Annotated in this window: 17 protein-coding genes and 2 pseudogenes; 5 read left to right on the top strand and 14 right to left on the bottom strand. The window is 62.3% G+C overall.

The features are described 5' to 3' along the window. The first annotated feature begins 369 nt into the window (after positions 1–369). The 3 genes from D0T11_RS20175 to D0T11_RS20165 all read left to right on the top strand — a co-directional run bounded on the left by D0T11_RS20175 (position 370) and on the right by D0T11_RS20165 (position 3578). Entirely contained in the window at positions 370–1206 is an 837-nt protein-coding gene (locus D0T11_RS20175) for a CvfB family protein (protein WP_119657618.1), read from the top strand. A 170-nt stretch (positions 1207–1376) separates the two neighbouring features. Then, entirely contained in the window at positions 1377–1943 is a 567-nt protein-coding gene (locus D0T11_RS20170) for a hypothetical protein (RefSeq protein ID WP_119657617.1), read from the top strand. A gap of 318 nt (positions 1944–2261) precedes the next feature. Beyond that, the gene (locus tag D0T11_RS20165) at positions 2262–3578 is read left to right on the top strand and encodes a T9SS type A sorting domain-containing protein (RefSeq protein WP_119657616.1); all 1317 of its coding nucleotides are present in this window, start codon (positions 2262–2264) and stop codon (positions 3576–3578) included. Positions 3579–3637: 59 nt separating this feature from the next. Here D0T11_RS20165 and D0T11_RS20160 read toward each other — a convergent pair whose 3' ends face one another. The 12 genes from D0T11_RS20160 to D0T11_RS20105 all read right to left on the bottom strand — a co-directional run bounded on the left by D0T11_RS20160 (position 3638) and on the right by D0T11_RS20105 (position 13205). Next, positions 3638–3892: a hypothetical protein gene (locus D0T11_RS20160; RefSeq protein WP_119657615.1), complete on the bottom strand. Its 255-nt coding sequence runs from the start codon at positions 3890–3892 to the stop codon at positions 3638–3640. Between the two features lie 146 nt (positions 3893–4038). Continuing rightward, entirely contained in the window at positions 4039–4704 is a 666-nt protein-coding gene (locus D0T11_RS20155) for an OmpH family outer membrane protein (RefSeq protein WP_119657614.1), read from the bottom strand. 140 nt (positions 4705–4844) lie between these two features. Further along, positions 4845–5924, bottom strand: a complete 1080-nt coding sequence (locus D0T11_RS20150; protein ID WP_245991068.1) for a succinylglutamate desuccinylase/aspartoacylase family protein — start codon at positions 5922–5924, stop codon at positions 4845–4847. 56 nt (positions 5925–5980) lie between these two features. Further along, complete coding sequence (rimK, locus tag D0T11_RS20145; protein WP_119657613.1) at positions 5981–6886, bottom strand: 30S ribosomal protein S6--L-glutamate ligase; 906 nt, start codon at positions 6884–6886, stop codon at positions 5981–5983. Positions 6887–6956: 70 nt separating this feature from the next. Next, complete coding sequence (locus D0T11_RS20140; RefSeq protein ID WP_119657612.1) at positions 6957–7421, bottom strand: ATP-dependent zinc protease family protein; 465 nt, start codon at positions 7419–7421, stop codon at positions 6957–6959. Positions 7422–8019: 598 nt separating this feature from the next. Beyond that, entirely contained in the window at positions 8020–9144 is a 1125-nt protein-coding gene (locus D0T11_RS20135) for a PQQ-dependent sugar dehydrogenase (RefSeq protein ID WP_119657611.1), read from the bottom strand. Between the two features lie 92 nt (positions 9145–9236). Continuing rightward, a complete protein-coding gene (locus tag D0T11_RS20130; RefSeq protein WP_119657610.1) occupies positions 9237–9416 on the bottom strand; it encodes a 2TM domain-containing protein in 180 nt (59 codons plus the stop codon). A gap of 289 nt (positions 9417–9705) precedes the next feature. Beyond that, positions 9706–10260 (bottom strand): DUF502 domain-containing protein, encoded by a 555-nt coding sequence (locus D0T11_RS20125; protein WP_119657609.1) that lies wholly within the window; start codon positions 10258–10260, stop codon positions 9706–9708. Between the two features lie 115 nt (positions 10261–10375). Then, the gene (locus D0T11_RS20120) at positions 10376–11260 is read right to left on the bottom strand and encodes a 4-hydroxy-3-methylbut-2-enyl diphosphate reductase (RefSeq protein ID WP_119657608.1); all 885 of its coding nucleotides are present in this window, start codon (positions 11258–11260) and stop codon (positions 10376–10378) included. A gap of 133 nt (positions 11261–11393) precedes the next feature. Next, the gene (gene cmk, locus D0T11_RS20115; RefSeq protein WP_119657607.1) at positions 11394–12098 is read right to left on the bottom strand and encodes a (d)CMP kinase; all 705 of its coding nucleotides are present in this window, start codon (positions 12096–12098) and stop codon (positions 11394–11396) included. Between the two features lie 44 nt (positions 12099–12142). Beyond that, complete coding sequence (locus tag D0T11_RS20110) at positions 12143–12541, bottom strand: hypothetical protein (RefSeq protein ID WP_119657606.1); 399 nt, start codon at positions 12539–12541, stop codon at positions 12143–12145. A gap of 10 nt (positions 12542–12551) precedes the next feature. Beyond that, positions 12552–13205, bottom strand: coding sequence for a hypothetical protein (locus tag D0T11_RS20105; RefSeq protein WP_119657605.1), 654 nt, complete (start codon positions 13203–13205; stop codon positions 12552–12554). Positions 13206–13507: 302 nt separating this feature from the next. On the opposite strand from D0T11_RS20105, the gene ade reads away from it, so the two are divergent. After that, positions 13508–15229 (top strand): adenine deaminase, encoded by a 1722-nt coding sequence (ade, locus tag D0T11_RS20100; RefSeq protein ID WP_119657604.1) that lies wholly within the window; start codon positions 13508–13510, stop codon positions 15227–15229. 173 nt (positions 15230–15402) lie between these two features. Here the strand turns inward: ade and D0T11_RS20095 are convergent, their stop codons facing one another. Then, positions 15403–15813, bottom strand: a complete 411-nt coding sequence (locus D0T11_RS20095) for a response regulator (RefSeq protein ID WP_119657603.1) — start codon at positions 15811–15813, stop codon at positions 15403–15405. 56 nt (positions 15814–15869) lie between these two features. Next, a pseudogene (locus tag D0T11_RS20090) lies at positions 15870–16844 on the bottom strand (PLP-dependent cysteine synthase family protein); the annotation flags it as partial. A gap of 306 nt (positions 16845–17150) precedes the next feature. Between D0T11_RS20090 and sucD the strand changes: the two are divergent. Next, positions 17151–17885: pseudogene (gene sucD, locus D0T11_RS20085) on the top strand (succinate--CoA ligase subunit alpha); the annotation flags it as partial. Positions 17886–18555: the final 670 nt, after the last annotated feature.

Raw genomic sequence — 18555 nt, 5'->3', positions numbered from 1 at the left:
CATGTACGAAGGCCCGACCCACGGCGGGCAGGTGCTGAAAATTGATACCCACGCCTGGCCGGCGGGGTTGTATTTTCTGCACAGCCGACGCGGGCAAAAAACCGCGCGCTACCAGATCCAGGTCAACCACTAGCCACCGCGCGCCCCCGACCCCCCGACCGGCACGCGGGTCCCGGATGCMCCAGGCATCCGGGACCCGCTTTTTTGGGCATGAACCCGGCAACGGGTTGCGGCTCCCCACCCACGAGCTATTCGGCCGGCCTGGGCGGGGGTTCCGGTTGTGCCGCCCCCGTTTGCGTACCTTCGTGGCGGCCAGGCCCGACCGCACCGGTCGGTTTCGCTTTTTACCTTTTAATTTCTGACTGACGAATGAACCTCGGTGATTTCAACGACCTGGAAGTAGTCCGGGAGGTCGACTTCGGCCTCTATTTGACCTCCGACGATGGCGACCTGCTGCTACCGCGCAAGTACGTGGAGCCGGGCACCCAGATCGGCGACGTGGTGCACGTGTTCGTGTACCGCGACTCCGAGGACCGGCTCATTGCCACCAACCTGGAGCCCCACGCCCGGGTAGGCCAGTTCGCGGCCCTGAGCGTGCGCGACGTGTCCACGACCGGGGCTTACCTCGACTGGGGCCTGGAAAAGGACCTGCTGCTGCCCTACCGCAACCAGCGGCGCAATCTGCGCCCCGGCGAGCGGGTGACGGTGTTCGTGTACCTGGACGAAGCCTCCGACCGCATTGTGGCCTCGGCCAAGTGGGAGTGGTTTCTGAGTGAGCAGCCCTACCCCGGCAACGTCGGCGACGCGGCCAACCTGTTCGTGGCCGAGGAAACCGACCTGGGCTTCAAAATGCTCGTCGATGGCACCCACCAGGGCCTCGTCTACCACAACGAAGTGTTCAAGCCCCTGCGCCTGGGCGACGTGCTGACGGGCTTCGTGCGCACCATCCGCCCCGACGGCAAGCTCGACCTGAGCCTCCAGCGCCCCGGTTACGACGAAGCCCTGGCCGCCACCGACACGCTGCTGGCCGCCCTGCGCGCCGCCCCCAACGGGCTGCTGCCCCTCGGCGACAAAAGCCTGGCCGACGACGTGTACCGCCGCCTGGGCATGAGCAAGAAGGTGTTCAAAAAAGCCCTCGGAGCCCTCTACAAGCAGGGATTGGTGCACCTCTCGCCCGAGCACACCCAACTGTTGCAGGCGGAGTAGGCTTGGGCAGCGCCACCAGAACGGCAACGTGCCCGGCCCGGTAGCCACCGGCTGAAAACCGAAGCATCGGGTGGCTCAACTCGCTGCCTGGGGTGCACTGATCACTCCGGATTGTCGGGACTACTTTGTACTTTTGCGGGAAATCTGCTTTCCTCCTATTTCCTTTTCCCATGAACTATTGGTTCGTTGGCGTAGCAACCCTGGGGTTGCTGGCTACCAGTGCAACTACGCAGGCCCAGAGCCGCAAGAAAAGCGGCGGCGGCGCGGGCTACACCACCGGCATCGGCCTGCGGGGCGGCGGGTGGTCGTCGGGCCTGACGGTCAAGCACTTTCTGAGCGGAAAGAACAACGTGGCCGTTGAGGGCCTGCTCACCCGCGAATACGCCGCCCGGGGTGGCCGCGTCACATTGCTGCTGGAAAAACACCTTCCCATCTCCGATTTGAAGGGCCTGCAATTCTACTACGGGGCCGGGGCGCACCTGGGCTCCTACCAGGGCCGCTACTACTACGAGGACGTACGCTTCCGTCGCGGCAAAAACAAAAACTACTACGTCCAGTACTACAACGACGATACCAGCTATCTGGTGGGCGGGGCCGACCTCATCCTCGGGCTCGAATACAAGATGGAAGACCTGCCCTTCGTGCTAGGGGTTGATTACAAGCCCTTCTTTGAAGTATTCCGGGGTTACACCGGCTTATACAGCGACGCGGCCGTTAGCCTGCGCTTCGTTTTCTAACCCCCCATCACCAGCAGCAGCCCCAGCCAACCGTTGGCGTGGCACTGGTAAGCCGAAACTGCTGGCTACACTGAAAACCTGTTTTGTCCGGCCTCACTGTGCGTGGGGCCGGATTTTTTGCGTTCAAGCACCCGTACTCGAATGATCGGGCAGTGTCAGGGCGGCTAAAAACGTAGCGGTTTTTCGGGCGAAGGGGTAGCGAAGGTAGCAAGCAGCCACAATCACTGTTTATAACCCTATAAATTAACGTATTTATTATGTAAATTCCAGAGTCACGCCGGTATTCGGACGTAGCCCTACCTGTTGATCCTTTTTGCCATGCTTTTGTTGCGCGGGTGGTTGTTGTGCGGGCTGCTGCTGTTGGCCGGCCCATTGTTGGCCCAACGGCTGCCGCGCGCCCTGATGCCGCCCGGGAGCCGCTCCGGCGTTGATGGGCCACTGCGGCGGCCGGGGGCGGCGTTTCTGCCCCGCCAGGCCGTGCGCTACGGCTGGAATGCCACTTCGGCCACCTGGATCAACCCGATTCGCGAACAACGCACCTACGACGCGGCCGGCCAACTCACCCGGCTCATCTCCTCCGATTCGGTAACGGCCACGCCACTTGAGCGCCAGCTCTACACCTATGATGCCCAAGGCAACCTGCTGGAAACCCTGGTTCAAACCGGCAATGGCCAGCCCTGGCTCAATGCATTCCGCTACCTGCGCCGTTTCGATGCCCAGAGCCAGCTCACGGAGTACCACAGCCAGGCCTGGACCGGCACCGACTGGCAGACCACCGATGGGTTTCGCTACCTGAACGCCTACGTTGGCGCGGTTCTGACGGAGCAGATCGTGCAGGTATTCGCCGCCGACACGTTCAGCAACGACACCCGCTTCGAGTACACGCTCAGCAACGAGCAGTGGGCCGCAGCACTGACCCAGCGCTGGACGGGCACCGGCTGGGAGAACGAAGAACGAGTCGTTGACCTGCGCTGGCACGACTGGCCCACCCGCCGGCCGGCCGGGTTCCGGGTGCAGGCGTGGCTGAATCCGGGCCAGTGGATCGATTTTCAGCGCTACGCTCTCACCTACGCGGCGGGCGGCAGCGTGGTAGAAGTAGTGGAGGAAGCGGTGGGCGGCGGGTGGCAGAACTTCCGGCGCTACACCGAGCCCGTGGATGCTCAGGGCAACGACCTGGGCTACCGCCAGGAAGACTGGCTCACGGGAGCCTGGGTACTCACCAACGAGCTGCGGGCCCAGCTGCGCTACGATTCCCAGATTCGCCTGATCCGGCGAACTGAGCAGTTATACTTTCCATTGCTGGCCCAGTTCGTTAATCGAGAGCGAAGCAATTATTCCGATTTCCAGGCGGTGATAACGGGCAGCCGGCCCCGGTTGCCCGCCCCGGTCCTGCTCTGCTACCCCAACCCGGCCACCGCGCAGCTGCACCTGGAGCTGCACTCCCTGTCCCCCCAGGAGGCAGTAACGATAGAAATTCGCAACCTGATAGGGCAGGTGGTACTTACCAGCCTGGGCCGACTGCACCACGGTACGCTACGGGCTACCCTGGCGGTAGCAGCACTAGCGCCGGGCCAGTATTGGCTGCTCGTGCACACCCGCAGCGGTCCGGCAGTCAGCCGTTTTCAGCACCAGTAAGCCCCAAAAAAGCGTTCCTGTGTGTATGGCAGGGACGCTTTTTCGGGAGCCACTGCTCCTTACCGCACCCGCACGTAGCGGTGAGGGCGGTAGCGGTAGTAAGGGCGCGGGGCCGGCGCTACTATCACCGGCCGCCGGGCTGGCACCACCACTCCGGGGGCGGGGCGATAGTACGGCCGGTACACGGGCCGGGGTGGATACGGGCGCCCCACCAGGGCGGGTGGGGCCGCAGCCACGCAGCTGGTCAGCCAGCAAGAGGATACCGTTAGCAGGGTAAGCGCCAGCAGAGCCGGGAATTTCAGCCGGTTTTTCATACGCAATCCAGGAATGAGCAGGAAGCTACCCGCGACCGGGCAGATTGCTGGTTGGCGGCCAGACCACCCACCCGGTTTAAACGAGTCCGGGTCCGATTCAGAGAACCGGACCCGGGACGGATCAACAACCAGCAAAAACGAGAACCCTACTTCTTGCCCCGGTATTCGTCGTTGAGAAACCGCAGCACGGGCGTCGTCACGTCGAGATCTTTGCGGGCGTAGCCGATGCCGCCGCCGCCGGAGAGCAGAATCAGGCGGTAGCCATGCTGCTTGCCGTAGCGCTCAATCTGCTTGTTGGCCCGCTCCAGGGCCTGCTGGGTGGTTTTAGCCTCTTCTTCCTGGGCCTGGCGCTGGAGTTTTTCCTGCTCCTGGGCCACCTGCATCTGCCGGGCCTGCAATTGCTGCTCGGTAGTAGCGCGCTGCTCCTGGGTCATGCTTTCCGCCTTCTGCTGATACTGCTGCACGGCGGCCTGGAAGCCGGTCACCAGCTTCTTGTTCTGGGCCTCCCAGCCGCGGGCCTTCGTTTCCAGACGTTTGCGCGCATCCTTCATGCCCTGGTAGCCGTCCAGCAGCTTACCCGATTCCACGTAGCCCACCTTGTTGGTGTCGGCCAGGGCCGACAGGCTGGACTCTTCCGCTTCCGGCTCCTCCGCCTCAGGAGCGTCCGTGGCGGCAGAATCGGTGGCGGTGGCCACGACGGCCACCGGCGGGCGCACCGCTTTGGCGGGCTGGCCGGCGAAGTAGAGGTAGAACAGCACCGCGACGGCAATAGCCAGCACAGCATTCACGATGAGTTGGAGGGAGTTTTTCATTTAGAAGAAGAGGAATTGCGGGAAAGGCCGTTCAGCGGCGGCCCAAAGTACGGCAAATCCGGCTTGACGGGAAACAAAGACAGAACAGGGAGGGCTCCGCCGAAAGGCTCGGACAGCGCGCGCGCGCACACCCCGATTCACTACCAGATTTCTTCGCCCAGACTATCCGAGCCGTCTTCGTCCTCGGGCTCTTCTTCGGTGGCTTTGGCGGGTTTTTCGTCGAAGGGCGGGGAGTTGTCGGTGCGGCTGGGGGCAGCATCGGTGCGGGCCACGTGCACGAGGGCGTCGCCCTGGTTGACGACGGGCATGTGGTTGAGGCCGATGATGTAGCCCGCTACCGGCGACTCCAGCCGCACCGACCGCTCGCCGTAGGGGTCGGCCACGGAGCCGTAGGCCTGGCCCTCTTCCACGTACTGGCCCAGGTGAACGAGGCTGCGGAAAATGCCGGCGTACCTGGCCCGCAACCACGTAGAGCGCACGCACACCACCGTCGGGTGGGCCGGCAGGGGCGCTTCGGGCTTCATGCCCAGGTGGTGCAGCACCCGCAGCGTACCGGTGATGCCCATATCGATGCCCTCCTCATCGAGGCGCATCGACTCGCCGGTTTCGTACACGATAATGCGGCGGCCCTGCTGCATGGCCGTTTCGCGCAGCGAGCCGGGCCGCAACCCGGCGTGCAGGGTGAAGGGGGCCGCGAAGGCCGCCGCCAGCGCGTCGGTCTGCTCATCCTGGTGGAGCAGGCACCGGATTTGGGGAATGTTGGCCCGCACGGCCCCGCCGGTATGGAAATCGATGCCGTAATCAATCAGGGGCATGATTTCGCGCATGAAGCGGTGGGCCACCCGGCTGGCCAACGAGCCCCGGGGGTTGCCGGGGAAGCTGCGGTTCACGTCTTTGCCATCGGGCACTTCCCGCGAGAAATTCAGGAAGCCATAGATGTTGAGAATGGGAATGGCGATGATGGTGCCGCGCAAGGGGGCCAGCAATTCCCGCCGGATCAGCCGCCGGATGGTTTCGATGCCGTTTACCTCGTCGCCGTGCATGCCGGCCATCAGCAGCACCGTGGGGCCGGGTTCCAGGGCCCGGAATACGTGCACCGGAATGTCAATCACCGTTCCGGAAGGCAGCCGCGAGATAACGAGGCGGGTGAGCACCTGCTCGCCCGGCTTGATGGTGAGCCCGTTGAGGTGCAGCAGATGATCGGGGTTGGGGGTAGGCAAAAGGTGGGGAGCTGAGGTGATAACGCGGAAATAAAGCGGCGGGCCGACCAGCGGCTTCAGGGCTTGGGTTTCCCGACTACCTTGCGCTTCTGGGTGAGCTGCTCGGTGTACTCGATGACTTTGCCGGCAATATCGAGGCCGGTGGCGCGCTCAATTCCTTCCAGACCGGGGGAGGAGTTCACCTCCAGCACCAGCGGGCCGCGCTTGCTTTGCAGCATATCCACGCCCGCAATGCCCAGGCCCAGGGATTTGGCCGCCAGCAAGGCGGCGGTCTTTTCGGCCCGGGTCAGCTTCACGAGCTTGCCCGAGCCGCCCCGGTGCAGGTTGGAGCGAAACTCGCCCTCCTTGCCCTGGCGCTTCATGGCCCCTACCACTTCGCCGTTCACGATGAAGGCCCGCAAGTCGGCCCCTTTGCTCTCGGCAATAAACTCCTGCACGATAATGCGCGCCTTGAGGTTGTGGAACGCCTCAATAACCGACTGGGCCGCCTTGGCCGACTCGGCCAGCACCACGCCCAGGCCCTGGGTGCCTTCGAGCAGCTTGATGATGACGGGGGCACCGCCTACCTGCTCAATCATCTGCGGCACCTCGGAGGAGTAGTTGGTGAAGGCCGTTTTGGGCATCCCAACGCCGGCCCGGCTCAGAATCTGCATCGAGCGGAGCTTGTCGCGGCTACGCACAATGGACTGACTTTCCACGGCCGTGCGCACCTTCATCATTTCAAACTGGCGCACCACGGCGCACCCGTAAAACGTGACGGAAGCCCCAATGCGGGGGATAATGGCGTCGATGCCTTCCAGCTTCTGCCCTTCGTAGATAATGCCGGGTTGCCCTTTTTCCAGCACCAGATTACAATGCAGGTGGTCGACTACTACCACTTCGTGGCCCCGCTGCTGGGCAGCTTCAACCAGTCGGTTCGTAGAATAGAGCTTCGGCTCACGCGATAGAATCGCCAGTTTCATCGGATGGGTACTTAGAGGAGAGAGGTTACGCGCAACGGGAGGACTTCGAGGCCCGGCCGGCACGCGGTTTTCAGTGAGCGCTGAGTTGCTGCTTGTAGGATACGTTGCGGCGGGCCACGTCTACTATCAGCCGGGCCTGGCGCAGCAGCACCCGGCCCACAAGAACGGGATATTTCATGTCGGAACGGTCGGAAAGGGAGAATTCCGACCGAAAATCCTGGCCAAACAGCCGGATAGTCGCCTCAATCACGTAGCGCTGCTGCACCTCACCGTTGGAGCTGCGGATGTCGCGCACGGTGAAGTGCTCAAAGCGCATGGGCGAGCCATCGAAGTTGGGGTGCGAGGGGTCGAGCAACTGCACGTGCAGCTCGGGGTGCCCGCTGGCCGCCGGTATTTCCCGGATGTTGGAACAGTGCAGTGCCCCGGTAAAGGCCCCGGTATCCACTTTCGCCTCCACCCCCAGCAGTTGAAGGTCCGGGAAATCCACCAACTCCCGCCGTCCTACCACGCGCTTGGGTTCACGTTGCTTTTTCATGCGGGGCAAGATAGGAAAGTTATAAAGTCAAGGCTTACGCACTCGGTTGCTGCTGAGTCCCAGCGAGGCGGAATCAGTCGTGCACCAAATACCACCGTCCCGTTGGGGCTCTGGTGCCTGAGTAAGGCCTTTTTCCAGGCTCATGATGCCTCGGGGCTCAGCAGCAACCGGGGTGCGTAAGTCCTATGCAGGCAGGTAAACACCTGMCGTTTTTTTGRMCRGGTGTTTACCTSSCAGGTAAACACCTGCCGTTTTTTTGAACAGGTGTTTACCTCGCGGGCAGGGAGCGGGCACATTGTGGTGGCGGCCCACATCTTCGGCTTTCTGCGCCTGGGGAGCCGGCCGGCTGAAGGGGCAACCCCTACGGCAACGGGAAGAGCAAGTGCAACCTGATGCTGCACCTGGGCGAAACGACCGACTCGCCGGTGGGCCTGCTCTTAGGCAACCCAGAGCACTTTTTAAAGTAGTCTACCGGTGCTGCCCGGTGTAGGGGCGGGGCTGCGGTTGGCGCTACATTGCTGCTGCGTAGGCCCTAAAAGTGCAGGAGCTGAAGACAGTCCGTTATTCTGAGCTTGCCGAGGAATGGCGGACTTGCCGTTTACCCCTTGTAGCTGATGCGGTAGACGGCGTCGTTCTGGTCGTCGCTCACGAGCAGCGAGCCATCGGGCAGAACCAGCAGGCACACGGGGCGGCCCCAGGATTTCTGGCCCTGGAGCCAGCCTTCGGCAAAGGTTTCGTAGCCGATGGCCTGCTGGCCACTGGCATCGAGTTTCACCAGGGTGATGCGGTAGCCGATTTTGCTGCTGCGGTTCCACGACCCGTGCTCGGGAATCAGGATCTGGTTGCGGTACTGGGCCGGAAACTGCCGGCCGGTATAAAACTTCATGCCCAAGGCAGCCACGTGGGGTCCCAGCTTGCGGGCCGGCTTCACGTAGGTAGCCATTGATTTGCCCTTGCTCAGCTGGGGGTCGGGCACGTCGCCGGCGAAGAAGTAGGGAAAGCCGAAGTGCTGGCCCGGGCCGGCGGCGCGGTTCAGCTCATCGGCGGGCAGGTTGTCACCCAGCATGTCGCGGCCGTTGTCGGTGAACCACAGCGCCTGGTCGCGGGGGCTCCAGTCGAAGCCCACCGTGTTGCGCACGCCATAGGCGTAAGTTTCCAGGCCCGAGCCGTCGGGGTTCATGCGGTTGATGGTGGCGAAAATCGGCGCTTCGGGCAGGCAGCTGTTGCAGGGCGCGCCCACCGGCACGTAAAGCTTGTTATCGGGGCCGAAGGCAATGTAGCGGTAGCCGTGCCACTCCTTGCTGGGCAGCTTGCCATACACCACGGCCGGCTTGGGCACCTGCCGGAGGTGGGCCGCCACGTTGTCGTAGCGCAAAATGCGGCTGATTTCGGCCACGTACAGGTTGCCCTCGTGCACGGCCACGCCGTTGGGCGCATTCAGGCCCGTGGCCAGGGTGATGACCTCGTCGGCCCGGCCATCCTTGTTGCGGTCGGGCAGGGCGTACACCTTGTCGTCCTTGGTGCCCACGTACACAGTGCCATCGGGACCCAGGGCCAGCTCGCGGGCGCTTTTTACGCCCTGGGCGAAGTAGCTGATGGTGAAGCCGGCGGGCAGTTTAATCTTGCTCAGATTGGCATCGGCGGCCGGCGCGGCCGGGTTCGGGACCCAGGCGGCCAGGGCCAGCGGAGCCAGCAGCAGCGGGAGGAAGTAGCGGGTTTTCATACCGCTTACAACCTTCACTCCGCCGCGAAGGTTGCCCGACGGTGGCAGGGGCATCGGCTCAGGCCCCGCAAGCGCGGCCGCTTACGCACCCGTTAGCGCAGGGCATTCTGCTGCTCGCGCACCAGCTTCTCGTACTCGCGCGCCGAGAGCTGCGCCCAGCCGAAACCGCCGTACACCCGTAGGCCGCGCATCAACACCCCAAAGCCCCAGAAGAACGTAACCCACAGCGGCCAAGGAATGGGGTTGGACTCGCGGCCCGTAACGGCCCACACGGCCTAAAGCAGGACATTCACGACCACGAAGGAAAACAGATTGGCTTTGAACTTGGCCCGGTCGCGGGCCAGACGCCACAGTTGGGGGTTACGGTCGGTGGCTTCCATAGTCGGGAGGGTTGAGGTGGTTGATTGAGTCAAACTTAGCGTTTTCCCCACCCGGTCCCAACCGCGCGTTTCCCAACCGTACATTTGGCAGGATCAACCGTCGGTTGCGTGGTTCGAACCGTTTTGGTTGGCCCCGGTTGAGCGTACTCCCACCTGCTTTCGGCTATTCCCTCACTCAGCGCTACCCCAGGCGCGAAACGCCGCCGGAAACGATGAACTTCATGATTTCGCTGCTGGGCAGCTCCAGGTAGGTCACGCTCTCGACGGGCACCAGCACCAGCTCGCCGGAGAAGTTGTAGGAGTGCGGGAAATACACGGCCAGCAGGTCGTCGCGGTGAATGGCCACCATGCCGGGCTGGGTAACGAAGCCCATTTTGTAGAGCTGCTCGGGGCCGCTCATGCGCACCAGCACCGGCCGGTTGAACTTCTGGTTGTCGCCCACGAAGGCATCGAACAGGTCCTTGAGGCTGGAATAGATGATGCTTACCAGCGGCGTGCGGTGCAGCAGACGCTCGGTGATGATGAGAAACGGCCGCACCAGAAACGACTTGGCCACGAAGCCCACCGCCGTAATCAGCGCCACGGCCACCACCAGCCCCAGCCCCGGAATATCAAAGCTCAGGCCCGCGAACAGGTCGTTGAGCCAGCGTAGCAGCGCATAGAGGATATAGATAGTTAGCCCGATGGGGGCCACGATGAGGAATCCGCTGAGAAAGTAGTTGAGAAAACGGCGCATACGCAGAAACGGGTTGGAGCCGGCAAGTTACAGCAACGGCCACTATAGCAACTGTCATTCCGCCGCAGCAGGAATCCGGGTCATACTGATTCCTGCTGCGGCGCGATGACCGTTCTTACACCACGTGCGCGGCCACTGCCTCAATGCGCTCCTTCACGCGTTCCATCAGCCACATGGGGGTGCTGGTAGCCCCGCAGATGCCCACCGATTCGGCCCCGTGCAGCCAGGCCTCGTCCAGTTCCTGCTCGTTTTCCACGAAGTAGCTGCGCGGGTTGGTGCGGTTCACCACCGAAAACAGGGCCTTGCCGTTGGAGCTTTTGCGCCCGCTCACGAACACCACCACATCGTGCAGCTGCGCGAAAATGGCCAGGGCCGGTTCGCGGTTGCTCACCTGCCGGCAGATGCTGTCGTTGGCGTCAAAGGCTTCCAGGGAGCCGCCTGCCGCCCGGATGCGGTCTTCCATCAGAGCCTTCATGTGGTAGAAGCCGGCGGTGCTCTTGGTGGTCTGGCTGAACAGGGTCACGGGCCGGGCGAAGTCCACCTGATCGAGGTCCGCTTCGGTCATCACGATGAGGGCCTGGTTGCGGGTCTGGCCCGTGAGGCCGGCCACTTCGGCGTGGCCGGGCTGGCCGTAAATCACAATCTGGCCCTGCTGGCGGTTAGCGGCATCGAAGGCGTGCTTTACGCGGTTCTGGAGCTTGAGCACCACCGGGCAGGACGCGTCGATGAGCTCCAGGTTGTTGCGCAGGGCCAGCTCATAAGTGGCCGGCGGCTCGCCGTGAGCCCGGATGAGCACCTTGGCATCGTGAATGGTTTCGAGCTGCTCCCGGTCGATGATGCGCAGGCCCAGCCCATGCAGGCGCTCCACCTCCATGCGGTTGTGCACGATGTCGCCCAGGCAGTACAGGGTTTGTTCCTGGGCCAGCTCGTCCTCGGCCATCTGAATGGCGAACTCGACGCCGAAACAATAGCCGGAATTTTTATCGATGATAACGTTCATACGCGTTGCTCTACTACTACCGCCCAACAAAACCGGTCAAAACAGCCCCGCCCCGCGGCCCGGACGGCCCTGCACCGCGCGGAACTGTACTCACAACAATGGCGGGGCCATTTTGCTCCGCCCCGGCCGGCAACTACCGCGCCGAACCCGCCGCCGCCCGCGAAAACAGGGCCGCCGACACCCGCTCCAGCACGAAATCCACCTGCTCGTCAATCATCATGTGGGTGGTATCGAGCAGCACGGCGTCGGCGGCGCGGCGCAGGGGGCTTTCGGCGCGGGTGGAGTCGAGGTGGTCGCGCTTCTCCAGGTTTTCCACGATGTCCTCCACCGACACATGCTCGTTCTTGGCGGCCAGCTCTTCCTGGCGGCGCAGGGCGCGGGTGAGCACTTCGGCCGTCATAAACACCTTCACCTCGGCATCGGGAAACACGGTGGTCCCGATGTCGCGCCCGTCCATCACCACGCCCCGGTGGCGGCCCATGCGCTGCTGCTGGCGCACCAGGGCATGGCGCACGGCCGGAATCACGGATACCTCGCTCACGGAGTTGGAAATGCGCATCTGCCGGATTTCGTCCTCCCGAATCACGCCATCGAGGCAGAGCTCGTTGCGGCCGGTTTTGCGGTTGCGCTTGAAGGTAATCTGCATCTCGTGCAGGGCCTGCTCCACCCGGGGCAGGTCATGGAAGGCAATGGCGCGCTCCAGCAGGTAGAGCGTCACGGCCCGGTACATGGCCCCGGTGTCGATGTAGGCGTAGCCCAGCTCGGCGGCCACGGCTTTGGCCGTGGTGCTTTTGCCACAGGAAGAGTAGCCGTCGATGGCAATGACGATTTTCTGCATGACAAGTTCGGGGCTGCTAACGTCGGACAGACTAGGAAGACTCACTAAATCCAGGTTTTACGGCCCGGCTTGGCCGCCAGGCGCTCGGGTATGCCCGCGAAAAACGCCGTTACCGACTGGGCCGGGCCCTTGGTCAGCTGCTCGCTTACGCGGTAAAATGGGTTGAAAAACGACGTCTGGTTGAGCCCTACGCCCGTGGTACCATCAGGCCCCTGGGCCCAGGTACCACCGTAGGTGTCTACCAGGCATTGCCCCAGAAAGCAGCCCAGGGCCGTAATAACGCCCTGGCGGTCGGCTTCGCTGATGGTAGCGCGCTGGCCCTCGATAAACTCGTCGAGCCGCTGCACGGCGGCGGCATCGTAGTGGTTGACCCGCAACTGCTGCCGCACTGCTTCGGCGGCCTGGCGGAGGGAGGCTAAGGGCGTTTCAGACGATTCGGGCATGGAAAAAGGCTTAGTTGGTAGCGGCCTCAGCGGTGGTCTGCTGCCAGCGGGCATAGGTCTGGAGTATCTGGCGGGTGTGCTGACGCCCGAGCTTGCCTTTGGCAATCTGGTCGGCCAGCGCCGGGCAGCTGCCCACCAGGGGCAGCATGGCCTGGGTAAAGCTGCCGCGGCCGGCGGGCACAATCACCGCGTCGCCGGTGGCGGGCTGCACCACCAGGTCGCTGCCTCCCGGGCCGTAGGTGGCCAGGCTGGCACCCGTATTCACAAACCGGTAGTCGAGCTTGTAGGCCGTCATCTGCCCGTAGTGGTAGAGGCGCTGGGCAAACACGGCCGACAGCCGCCGCCGGGCCGTCAGCGCCACTCCCCGTACGACGCCAAACGTATCCGCCTCCAGTACGAAGGCCGTGACTTCGCCGGGGCCGTACGTGGTGGCTACTTTGCTGTCGGGCTGGCGCACGCGCAACTGGCCCGTAGCTTCTAAAAACAACTGGCCGGGCTGCCAACCGCCGTTGGCGAGTTGGTAAGCCCCGGGTTTGAATACCACGATACGCGGCAGCGTGCCCACCGGAATAACGCCCTGCCCCCGCGCCAGGCCCGTTGCCAGGCCCAGCAGCAGTGCCGGCAGCAGCACAACGAGCCGGGTAATGGGTTTGGGCAGGGGCATCAAAGCAGACAAATTAAAGGAGAGGCAGGAGAGCAGGCGCGGGTTCGCAGCAGAATCGGCTAATGACTGTCGCAGGGACAAGGAACCTTGCCAAATTTGGCTTTCCGCTTGAAAGAGGCCGTTTTTTTCTGCTGCGGCGAGCGGGTGGCACAGCCCGCCGTTGTCAGGCCGGAAGCCCCGATGAGGGCAGCAAGGAACACGGTTACCAACTTTCTCACGGCGCGGATTTTGGGCAAATATACGGTTCTTTACCCGGCCGCCGCCCCGCGCCGGCACATTTTCCCGCGCTTTTCTCCCCCCTTATGTCCGCCGAATTCACCCTCCAGGCCAATGTTATCAACTTGTTCAGCAACACGATAACGCCCGCCACCGTGCACGTAGCCGCTGGCCGGGTGCGGCAAATTGTGCCCCTGGGACCCMCCGCCCCCGACCCCGCCCTGCCCTACGCCCTGCCCGGTTTTGTGGATGCTCACGTGCACGTGGAAAGCTCCCTGCTGGTGCCCTCCGAATTCGCCCGCCTCGCCGTGGTCCACGGCACCGTGGCCACCGTTTCCGACCCCCACGAAATCGGCAACGTGCTGGGGGTGGCGGGGGTGAAGTACATGCTGGCCAACGCGGCCCGGGTACCGTTCAAGTTCTGCTTCGGCGCGCCCTCCTGCGTACCCGCCACCCCCTTCGAAACGGCCGGGGCCGAAATTACCGCCGCCGACATTGAGTTGCTCTTCCGCGACCATCCCGAAATCGGGTACCTGGCCGAAATGATGAACTGGCCCGGCGTGCTCAACCGCGACGAGCTGGTGATGGAGAAAATCCGGCTGGCCCAACAGTACAATCGGCCCGTGGATGGCCACGCGCCCGGCTTGCGCGGCGAACAGGCCCGCCACTATGCTGCGGCTGGCATCAGCACCGACCACGAGTGCTTCACGGCCGAAGAAGCCCTCGACAAGCTGGCCGTGGGCATGAAAATCCTGATCCGGGAAGGCTCGGCGGCCCGCAACTTCGAGGCCCTGATTGACCTGCTGCCCGAACACTACGAGCACCTGATGTTCTGCTCCGACGACAAGCACCCCGATACGCTGGTGCTGGGCCACATCAACCAGCTGGTGCAGCGGGCCGTGGCCCGGGGCCAGCACGTGCTGCACGTGCTGCGCGTGGCCTGCCGCAACCCCGTGGAGCACTACCGCCTGCCCGTGGGCCTGCTGCGCGAAGGCGACCCGGCCGACTTCATCGTGGTGGACGACCTGACTGATTTCCGGGTGCGCCAGACCTATCTGAACGGCGAGCTGGTGGCCGAAAACGGCGAAAACCGCATTCCGGCCGTGCCCGTGGAGGTGGTGAATAACTTCACCGCCCACCAAGTACAGGCCGGAGATTTCGCAGTCAAAAGTGAGAAGTCAAAGGGGGCGAATCTCTCTTCGGATACAGTTCAAACCAACAACCAACAACTGACAACTGACAACCAATCCCCCACCATCCGCCTGATCGAGTGCTTCGACGGGCAGCTGATTACAGCCCGGCTGGATGAGCCGGCGCGGGTGGAAAACGGTCTGGTGGTGCCCGACCTGAGCCGCGACATCCTCAAGCTCACCGTCGTCAACCGCTACCACGCCGCCCCGCCGGCGGTGGCCTTCATCCGGGGTTTCGGCTTGCAGGGTGGAGCCCTGGCCAGCAGCGTTGGCCACGATTCGCACAACATCACGGCCGTCGGCTGCGACGATGAGAGCCTGGCCCGGGCCGTGCAGCTAGTGATGGACGCCCGCGGCGGCCTGGCCGTGGTTACGCCCGAGGGCGAGGAGCTGGTGCTGCCCCTGCCCGTGGCCGGCCTCATGTCGGACCAGAGCGGGCCGGCCGTAGCCGCCGCCTACACCGCCCTCGACACGGCGGCCAAACAGCTCGGCTCCCCCCTCCAGGCTCCGTTCATGACGCTTTCGTTCATGGCTTTGCTCGTCATCCCCAGCCTCAAACTCAGCGACAAAGGCCTGTTCGACGGCGAAGCCTTCCGGTTTGTGGAGGCCGTAGTATAGAACCGAGAACCAGGAAGTGAGAGGGGAGACAGTAGCCCTGTCATTCCGACGAAGGAGGAATCTGGAGTGAGTCGTTGGAACGATGCCGTTCAACGATGTAAGCCAGATTCCTCCTTCGTCGGAATGACAGGGCTACTGTCTCCCCTCTCACTTCCTGGTTCTCAGCTCTGCCTTTAGAACCGCTTCTCCAGCAGCTTGTCCATTTTTTCCTCCGTAAGCGGTTTGGCCAGATACTCCACTCCCGCGTACTGGGCCACCCGGGCCGTATCGGCCGAGTGCATGGAAGTGGTGAGCACGGCCATTACCGTTTTCTCGCGTACTGATTCCGGCAGGTCGCTGTAGAGCTTCAGGAACTCAAAGCCGTCCATGCCGGGCATTTTCAGGTCCACGAACACCAGCTCGGGGGCATCGGGCGCGGGTTGCACGCCTTTGTCGCCGCCCCAGATCTGCTGGTACGCCTGCTCAGCCTTGCTGAAGGTATGCACCTGCTCGGCTACGTTGAGGCGGCTAAGCAGCCGGTTGTTGAGGAAACTGGTGGTTTCGTTATCGTCAACCAGCACGATATTGCGGAGCTTGTGCGCCATACGGAGGCAGAAAAAAGGCGTGAGGAAAGCGGAGGAATACTTGGTGCGGCGACCTAGAGCCAGCCCTGCTCGCGCATCCAGTCGTCGTTGTAAATCTTGCCCAGGTAGCGCGTACCGTGGTCGGGCAGAATGATGACCATGGTATCGTCGGCCTTCAGGTGCTCCCGGGCGTATTCGAGGGCTCCGTGCACGGCCGAGCCGCAGGACCAGCCTACGAACAGGCCTTCTTCCTTGGCCAGACGACGCGTCATGAGGGCGGCATCCTGATCGGTTACTTTAATGAAAAGGTCAATCAGGTCGAAGTTAACATTCTTGGGCAGAATGTCTTCGCCGATGCCCTCGGTTTTGTAGGAGTAAATCTCGTCCTCATCAAAAATACCCGTCTCCTTGTATTTCTTGAACACCGAGCCGTAGGTGTCGAGGCCCACCGACACGAGGGCGGGGTTCTGCTCCTTCAGGAACTTGCCGGTGCCGCAGATGGTGCCGCCCGTGCCTACGCCGGCCGCCAGGTGGGTGATGCGGCCCTCCGTCTGGGCCCAGATTTCGGGGCCGGTAGTCTCATAGTGCGCCGCCGAGTTCGACATATTGTCGTACTGGTTGGGGTAGTAGGAGTTCGGAATTTCGGCGTTGAGCTTGCGGGCAATGGAGTAGTAGCTGCGCGGATCATCGGCCGATACGTTGGTGGGGCACACGATAACCTCGGCCCCCACGGCCCGCAGGATGTCCTGCTTTTCCTTGCTCTGCTTGTCGCTCATCGTGAAGATGCACTTGTAGCCGCGGGCAATGGCGGTCAGGGCCAGGCCCATGCCGGTGTTGCCGCTGGTACCCTCAATGATGGTGCCGCCGGGCTTCAGCAGGCCAGCCTTTTCGGCGTCGTCAATCATCTTCACGGCCATCCGGTCCTTCACCGAGTTGCCGGGGTTGAAATACTCTACTTTAGCCAGTACGGTGCCTTTGATGCCGTCGGTTACGCGGTTGAGTTTAACCAGCGGTGTGTTGCCGATGGCCTCCACGATGTTGTTCAAATACATGGGTGAGAGGGGTAAGCGGGTTTGCGAGAGAGGCCGCAAAGGTACGGATTTGTGGGGCGAAGCCTGGCCCCGAACCATAAATATCCTGCCGCTGAGCCGGCACAAAGCGGCTTCCGCCAGGTTTCGGGGCCGGCCCGACGCCCGGCCCACGCTCTCGCAGAACCTTTATTAAGGGAAATTGTCGGACCAGAGCGGGTGGCGGCTTCGCCCGGCCCGCAAAAAAGCCTACTTTTGCCCCGCCGCCGGCCCGGGCCGGCCGGCAATAGCATCCCACCTCAACCCGCATCTTCCGCTAACCCCACTTCTATGAGTGTTCTGGTAAACAAGGATTCCAAAGTGATTGTGCAGGGCTTCACCGGCTCCGAAGGCTCGTTCCACGCCCAACAGATGATTGACTACGGCACCAACGTAGTTGGCGGCGTAACGCCCGGCAAAGGCGGCACCCAGCACCTGGAGCGCCCCGTGTTCAACACCGTGGCCGAGGCCGTAGCCCAGGCCGGGGCCGATACCAGCATCATCTTCGTGCCCCCGGCTTTCGCCGCCGACGCCATCATGGAAGCCGCCGACGCCGGTATCAAAGTTATCATCACCATCACCGAAGGCATCCCGACCAAGGATATGATTGCGGTGAAGGAGTACCTCAAAGGCCGCGAGGGTCTGCGCATGATCGGGCCGAACTGCCCCGGCGTCATGACCGCCGGCGAGTGCAAAGTGGGCATCATGCCCGGCTTCATCTTCCAGAAAGGCCGCGTGGGCATCGTGTCGAAATCCGGCACCCTGACCTACGAAGCCGTAGACCAGCTCACCAAGGCCGGCCTGGGCCAAACCACGGCCATCGGCATCGGCGGCGACCCCATCATCGGGACGACGACCAAGGAAGCCGTGGAAATGCTCATGAACGACCCCGAAACCGAGGGCATCGTGATGATTGGCGAAATCGGCGGCGGCATGGAAGCCGAAGCCGCCCGCTGGATTAAAGAGAACGGCAACAAAAAGCCCGTCGTAGGCTTCATCGCCGGCCAGACGGCCCCTCCCGCGAAGTAGAATAACAAACTGATAATATGGGTTTAGCGGCTGCTTTCGAGGAATCGGGAGCAGCCGCTACTTTTTATCCATACTTTATTTGCAAAGTATATAAATGGGACGTAATTTCTATTGCTAGCCCGCCCGAGCCGAAAAGCGGATATGATAGAGTAGGCATAATATACATCAGCATAAGATGAATGAGACCGTAGAAATTATCATTTGGCAATTAATTTGCACAACACTACTCTTAGCAGCACTATTTTTTACTGCAAAATACGTTTACAGATTTTTCAAAAAATAACATTAACCCCTTCATCGTAGTATTGAGTGCATTTAGCATGCACTTTGTACGTTCACTACGATCCTTACACGAATCAAACAACTATTACAACGGACCCTTGAATAATTTTTGATTAACCGTAACGTTTGTGGCTGCAACACGRCCGCCGCTAAAATGGCCATCATGCGCGAGTKCGGCATCCASGTAGTGGATTCSCCCGCCGAAATCGGYGAAACGATGCTGCGCGTRCTGGGCRCGAAGTAGAATAACAAACTGATAATATGGGTTTAGCGGCTGCTTTCGAGGAATCGGGAGCAGCCGCTACTTTTTATCCATAYTTTATTTGSAAAGTATATAAATGGGACGTAATTTCTATTGCTAGCCCGCCCGAGCCGAAAAGCGGAT

The sequence above is a fragment of the Hymenobacter rubripertinctus genome (assembly GCF_003583925.1).
Taxonomy (GTDB): Bacteria; Bacteroidota; Bacteroidia; order Cytophagales; family Hymenobacteraceae; genus Hymenobacter; species Hymenobacter rubripertinctus.
The sequence above is the reverse complement of the archived record's forward strand: the minus strand, read 5'-3'. Positions and strand labels throughout refer to the sequence as shown.

Excerpts from the sequence above, each read along its gene's own strand:
- D0T11_RS20175 (WP_119657618.1), top strand. The coding sequence starts at position 370 with ATGAACCTCGGTGATTTCAACGACCTGGAAGTAGTCCGGGAGGTCGAC.
- D0T11_RS20170 (WP_119657617.1), top strand. The coding sequence starts at position 1,377 with ATGAACTATTGGTTCGTTGGCGTAGCAACCCTGGGGTTGCTGGCTACC.
- D0T11_RS20165 (WP_119657616.1), top strand. The coding sequence starts at position 2,262 with ATGCTTTTGTTGCGCGGGTGGTTGTTGTGCGGGCTGCTGCTGTTGGCC.
- D0T11_RS20160 (WP_119657615.1), bottom strand. The coding sequence starts at position 3,892 with ATGAAAAACCGGCTGAAATTCCCGGCTCTGCTGGCGCTTACCCTGCTA.
- D0T11_RS20155 (WP_119657614.1), bottom strand. The coding sequence starts at position 4,704 with ATGAAAAACTCCCTCCAACTCATCGTGAATGCTGTGCTGGCTATTGCC.
- rimK (WP_119657613.1), bottom strand. The coding sequence starts at position 6,886 with ATGAAACTGGCGATTCTATCGCGTGAGCCGAAGCTCTATTCTACGAAC.
- D0T11_RS20140 (WP_119657612.1), bottom strand. The coding sequence starts at position 7,421 with ATGAAAAAGCAACGTGAACCCAAGCGCGTGGTAGGACGGCGGGAGTTG.
- D0T11_RS20135 (WP_119657611.1), bottom strand. The coding sequence starts at position 9,144 with ATGAAAACCCGCTACTTCCTCCCGCTGCTGCTGGCTCCGCTGGCCCTG.
- D0T11_RS20125 (WP_119657609.1), bottom strand. The coding sequence starts at position 10,260 with ATGCGCCGTTTTCTCAACTACTTTCTCAGCGGATTCCTCATCGTGGCC.
- D0T11_RS20120 (WP_119657608.1), bottom strand. The coding sequence starts at position 11,260 with ATGAACGTTATCATCGATAAAAATTCCGGCTATTGTTTCGGCGTCGAG.
- cmk (WP_119657607.1), bottom strand. The coding sequence starts at position 12,098 with ATGCAGAAAATCGTCATTGCCATCGACGGCTACTCTTCCTGTGGCAAA.
- D0T11_RS20110 (WP_119657606.1), bottom strand. The coding sequence starts at position 12,541 with ATGCCCGAATCGTCTGAAACGCCCTTAGCCTCCCTCCGCCAGGCCGCC.
- D0T11_RS20105 (WP_119657605.1), bottom strand. The coding sequence starts at position 13,205 with ATGCCCCTGCCCAAACCCATTACCCGGCTCGTTGTGCTGCTGCCGGCA.
- D0T11_RS20095 (WP_119657603.1), bottom strand. The coding sequence starts at position 15,813 with ATGGCGCACAAGCTCCGCAATATCGTGCTGGTTGACGATAACGAAACC.